This is a genomic window from Kineococcus indalonis, assembly GCF_009906395.1.
Taxonomy (GTDB): domain Bacteria; phylum Actinomycetota; class Actinomycetes; order Actinomycetales; family Kineococcaceae; genus Kineococcus; species Kineococcus indalonis.
This window is the reverse complement of record NZ_JAAALM010000652.1, coordinates 1-1,940: the sequence shown is the minus strand read 5'-3', so window position 1 is coordinate 1,940 and position 1,940 is coordinate 1. Positions and strand designations below refer to the sequence as shown.

The 1,940-nt window shown below is 72.1% G+C and carries 1 protein-coding gene; it reads left to right on the top strand.

Going from position 1 to position 1,940, the window contains the following annotated elements; translation table 11 throughout:
- Nucleotides 1–384 precede the first annotated feature (384 nt).
- Nucleotides 385–1,908, top strand: a complete 1,524-nt coding sequence (locus GTR00_RS19940; RefSeq protein WP_205706259.1) for an MFS transporter — start codon at nt 385–387, stop codon at nt 1,906–1,908.
- Nucleotides 1,909–1,940 lie beyond the last annotated feature (32 nt).

Sequence of the window (1,940 nt, the reverse complement as noted above, 5' to 3'; positions counted from 1 at the left end):
GGCCGCTGCGGCTGCGCGGGGTCGAAGAAACCGCTGCGGGCCAGGTGGGCCGGCCGGCTCGCGGGCAGGTGCGGTGGATCGGCGGCGTGCGGCACGCTGCGCAGGCTGCCACGCCCGCCGGTGCCACCCGCGCGGGGGACGCCCGGAGCGCTCGAGTCGCAACCCGCCACGCGCGGTGGTAGACCGTTCCAGCTGGCGCGGTGGAGCAACGGCCGCGGTCCCGGCGCAGCGGCGCGCGGGCGCGGGGAGCCCGCCCAGCGGATCCACTCGTCGATTCGGAGCCACAGCGATGGAGCAGTTCCCGCGAGGCACCACCCCGCGCAGCACCACCCCGCGCAGCACCACCCGCGCCACCCGGCGCCACCCCGCCCGACCGGGCCGGCCGTGAGCGCCCCCACCGGCGGCGGGGCGCCCGTCACCGTCCGCAGCACCGTCCCCGCGCGCATCGACCGCCTGCCGTGGACGCAGTTCCACTGGCTCGTCGTCGTCGGCCTGGGCGTCTCCTGGATCCTCGACGGCCTGGAGATCCAGATCGTCGCCCTCAACGGCGCCGCCCTCACCCACGACGAGGGCGGGCTGAACCTTACCGGCGACCAGGTCGGCGCCCTGGGGTCCGCCTACCTCGCCGGGCAGGTCGTCGGCGCGCTGGTGTTCGGCCGCCTGACCGACAAGCTCGGCCGGCGCCGGCTGTTCATCCTCACGCTGCTCATCTACCTCATCGGCAGCGGCCTGGGCGGTTTCGCCTGGGACTTCTGGTCCCTGGCGGTGTTCCGGTTCATCGCCGGCACCGGCATCGGCGGCGAGTACACCGCCATCAACTCCGCGATCGACGAGCTCATCCCCTCGCACTACCGCGGTCGCGTCGACATCGCCGTCAACGGCACCTACTGGGCCGGCGCCCTCATCGGCAACCTCGGTGGCCTGTACCTGTACTCCGAGTCCGTCCCGGTGGAGTGGGGCTGGCGGATCGGTTTCTTCATCGGGCCGCTGCTGGGCCTGGTCGTCATCTTCCTGCGCCGGCACATCCCCGAGAGCCCGCGCTGGCTGGTCACCCACGGCCGCGCCGAGGAGGCCGAGCGCACCATCGAGGACATCGAGGACCGGGTCCGGCACTCCGGCGCGCACATCGAGCCGGTGCCGGACTCCAAGGCGCTGGAGATCCGGGAGCTGCCGCCGCTGGGTTTCCGGCAGCTGACGAAGATGTTCTTCGGCACCTACCCCCAGCGCTCGATCCTGGGTTTCACGATGATGGTGACCCAGTCGTTCCTCTACAACGCCATCTTCTTCACCTACGCGCTGGTGCTGACGACGTTCTACGGGATCGAGCAGGGCAGCATCCCCTGGTACTTCATCCCGTTCGCGTTCGGCAACCTGCTCGGCCCGCTCGTGCTCGGCCCGCTGTTCGACACCGTCGGGCGCCGCAAGATGATCTTCGCGACGTACGGCGGCTCCGGGCTGCTGCTGTTCATCACGGCGTTCCTGTTCAACGCCGGGATCCTCAACGCCGTGACGCAGACGGTGCTGTGGTGCGTCATCTTCTTCTTCGCCTCCGCCGGTGCGTCCTCCGCGTACCTGACGGTCTCGGAGATCTTCCCGCTGGAACTGCGCGGGCAGGCGATCTCGTACTTCTTCGCCATCTCCCAGGGCGCCGGCGGCGTCGTGGCCCCGTGGCTGTTCGGCCGGCTCATCGGCGACCCCGACGCGCTGGCCGAGACCGGCGTGGCACCGCCCACGGGACCGCTGATGTGGGGCTACATCATCGGCGCGGTGATGATGATGACCGGCGGGATCGTCGCCCGCGTCATCGGCGTCGACGCCGAGCGCAAGTCGCTGGAGGACATCGCCACCCCGCTGTCCGCGGCGGGCGTGCCCGCCGAGGGCACCACCCCCGGGGCGCCGCGGCGATGAGCGCCGAACCCGGCGCCGGGGCGCCCCGGGGG